Here is a 3,575-nt window from a genome sequence, read left to right on the forward strand (position 1 = left end):
CAAGAGTTACCTTGCGTCTAAATCATATTCAGTTCCAACAAATTGGGTAAAGGTCAAACGCTGAGCTGTATTGCTTGGCGTTTTTTGTGCAATCGGCTTGGTGAGGCTGTGATAAACTAACAGTAATAACCATTTAGGGGAGTTATCAAATGCCAGATAGAATCATGCCGAGTGTGATGTGGGCCCGAGGACGTCAAATCGCGAAGTCCGGGAAGGTTGAAATCGAATATGTGGATCAACCCAATCAAGTGATCGAAGCCACGGTTTATGGGACAGACGCCTATGAGGTCCAACTCGGCTTAGATCCACGCGATGATAGCTGTTCATGTCCATACTTTCCCGATCATGGCTACTGCAAACATATTGCGGCGGTGCAAAGCTTTTATGAGCATCATCGAATGCCAATTCCCGAGTTGTTTCATGTCAGCCCAGCACGCCGAGCGCCAAAGCCGTCAAGTGGGCTTGCTTTGGCGACCAGCTTAGGGCTAAAACCCCAGGCTTATTTTCATGGCTTGACAGAAACGACGGTTGAAAAGTTGGCCTTGGAAGTGACGTTAAGTGCTGAGGCCTATTTGAATGATAGTTACAGTTATTCGCAACGTTTGTTTTTGAAAGTTCGCATTAGTCAAGCTGATGGGAAACATTTTTATGTAGTGCGGGATATTCAACAATTCATGGACCAATATGCGGCGCAATCCGAATTTCAAACCGGCGGGCGGGCTAAATTTGCATTACGTCATGATGCGTTCACCCCTGCTGAACAACAGCTGATGGCGTTATTGCCCCAAATGAGTCCGGTGGATCAATATCGCAAAGGTAATTATGATTCAAATTATCGCCGGTATTTACTGCTGACTCCAGGGCTGTTAACCCCGTTAGGTGCCATTCTTCAGCAACTGGCATTTGTGCAATTCATCCCGCAAACCCGGGCCTTGTATCAACAAGTGATTGTGGCCGAATTTAAGCCAGAGCTCGGCATCTTCACCGCCAAAGTCACGCCAGCAAAAACCGGTTATCAAGTCAAATTTACGCATCATTTTACCAATTATCTCCGCCATGAACAATTAGTGATCGTCGCCGATCACCTTTATCAAATGACGCCAGCACAAGTTTCAGTCGTCACTGATTTGTATTCAGCCTTAGATGCCCATGCCACCGTTCAATTTCAAGCCAGTGAACTGGTTCAGTTGCGCCAGTTGTTGCATTATTTTGAAACAATCGGCGTGGTGAGCGCACCGGATCTACCAGAAACTGATACTGCGCTAACCCCACATTTTGGCTTGAAGCGTGATGACAATGCCATTGATTTGACTTTGAATTTTATGGATCAAGAGAACCAACCAGTCGAACCAAATGTTGATCAAAAAATCCAGGCGCAAACTTATCTAACTTCGTTGGGATTTGAAGCGCAAGCACCAATTTGGCGCAAAGATTTTGATGATTCAGCAGTGTTGTACCGCTTCTTTACGGAAGAACTGCCCAATTTAAAGTCCAATGGCATCGTCACGCTTGATGCAGGATTGCAAGCGCTGCTTCAAAAACCGACGCCTACTGACATGACGGTATCCGTCGACGATGGGTTATTGTCAATTCAGTTTTCAATGGCTGGCATCGATGAAGCCGATGTGGATGCGATGTTGGCGCAATTAGATGTTGAAAAACCTTATGTGACGCGAACAGACGGCGGGATCATGTTGGTGGATGACCAGCTCAAAAAAGTGTCGCAAGCCTTGAAGCGTCTACGCCAACAAAATCATTGGCATCAAGGTAAACTATCCTTGCCAGCTTCACAGGCGTTGGCGGTACAGTCAGCTTTAGGCAAGGATGCCAAGTTTGATCGCAAATTTAAGCAGATCATTCATGACCTTGCGCATCCTGAAGCGTTCAAAATGCTTCATCCTAAACCTGTGCAAGCGCAGCTGCGGCCATATCAACAAGCTGGGGTTCAGTGGTTGTCGATGCTTGATCATTATGGGTTTGGCGGTATTTTAGCGGATGAAATGGGTTTGGGTAAGACCTTACAGATGATCAGCTTCTTAAATAATCAGTCAGTCGTCAACAACTTAGTGGTCGCGCCGGCCAGTTTGTTGTACAACTGGCGCGCTGAATTTGAAAAATTTGCACCAAACCTGAAAGTTGTGGTCGTTGATGGTACTAAAGCTGAGCGTGTTGCCAAGATTGCCCAAGGCGCTGATGCCTTGATTACTAGCTATAACAGTGCCCGGCTAGATCAAAGCGCTTATTCGAAATTAGAATTAGGTTATTTGGTCCTTGATGAAGCCCAATTTGTCAAAAACGCCACCAGTAAAACCCACCAAAGCCTTCGCAAATTGCAACCCAAGAATACCTTTGCGTTATCAGGTACGCCAATCGAAAATCGGGCCGAGGAATTATGGGCGCTATTTGGTTTAGTCTTACCTGGTTTGTTACCGGATAAGAAAGTGTTTGGTCAACTGACCCCAGATGAAATTGCCTTGCGAGTGAAGCCATTTATCTTGCGACGTGAAAAAAAGCACGTGTTAAAAGATCTGCCTAAGCGCGTGGAGTCGAGTTTAACCAACGAAATGACCAAAGCGCAAAAAACGGTTTACTTAGCGCAACTCCAGCAGATGCAAGTGAAGATCAAAGGTTTATCGGGGCATGAGTTTGTGAAAAATAAACTGGCAATCTTGGCAGGGCTGACGCGCTTGCGCCAAATCTGTGATACGCCGGCGTTATATGTCGATGATTATCAAGGTGGCTCAGGCAAATTAGAGCAATTGCTCGACTTATTGCAAGAAGCCGCGGATAACGGCAGGCACGTCTTGATTTTCTCACAATTTACCAAGATGCTAGACCAACTGCAAGCCGGTTTACAAGCTGTGGGTTTGACAAACTTGATGTTACAAGGCAATACCAAGCCCAAAGAACGCTTGGCCATGGTGGATGCGTTCAACGCTGGTGAGAAACCGTTCTTTTTAATTTCGTTAAAAGCCGGCGGTACCGGGCTGAATTTGACTGGGGCAGATATGGTGATTTTAGTCGACTTGTGGTGGAATCCGGCTGTCGAAGATCAAGCCATTGCGCGGGCGCATCGGATCGGCCAAAAACATCAAGTTGATGTCTACCGCCTGATCACCAAAGGCACGATCGAAGAACAAATTGCCAAGCTTCAAGCCCAAAAGCGTGCATTAGTCGATCAAGTACTTGCTGGTACGCAAGATAAAGGCAGTTTAACCAATGAAGAAATCAAGCTAATTTTAGGAGTACAATAAACCCATTGATTCGGTTAGAAAGTAGGTGGCGTCATGATTGCCCCATTATTTGAAAACGATGTGCCTTTTGTCTGCCGTTGAGTTGTTCACGACAGTTGAAAGGATAGACCTTTGAAACAAAATAAAATGATCGGTGCTGTGTATTTAAGTATTGCCGCCAGTATTTGGGGCGGGATGTTTGTGATCGTCAAAGCCATTGTTGGCCAAATTCCGCCAATCCAGTTGGTGTGGTTGCGCTATTTAGTGGCCGCGCCGGTGTTATTACTACCTGGATTATTCACCTCGGTATTTGGGACATGAAATCGCATCTGGCCGGTCTGA

The 3,575-nt window shown here is 46.0% G+C and carries 2 protein-coding genes; both read left to right on the top strand.

What is annotated here, in order from left to right:
- Nucleotides 1-149: 149 nt before the first annotated feature.
- Nucleotides 150-3,254: a DEAD/DEAH box helicase gene (locus FD01_RS13340; protein ID WP_164480472.1), complete on the top strand. Its 3,105-nt coding sequence runs from the start codon at nt 150-152 to the stop codon at nt 3,252-3,254.
- A 111-nt stretch (nt 3,255-3,365) separates the two neighbouring features.
- Nucleotides 3,366-3,554 carry an EamA family transporter gene (locus FD01_RS13345; RefSeq protein WP_056964775.1) on the top strand — a complete coding sequence of 63 codons (189 nt, stop codon included), beginning with the start codon at nt 3,366-3,368 and terminating at the stop codon, nt 3,552-3,554.
- Nucleotides 3,555-3,575: the final 21 nt, after the last annotated feature.

Source organism: Lacticaseibacillus manihotivorans DSM 13343 = JCM 12514, from assembly GCF_001435035.1.
In the GTDB taxonomy this organism is placed as follows: domain Bacteria; phylum Bacillota; class Bacilli; order Lactobacillales; family Lactobacillaceae; genus Lacticaseibacillus; species Lacticaseibacillus manihotivorans.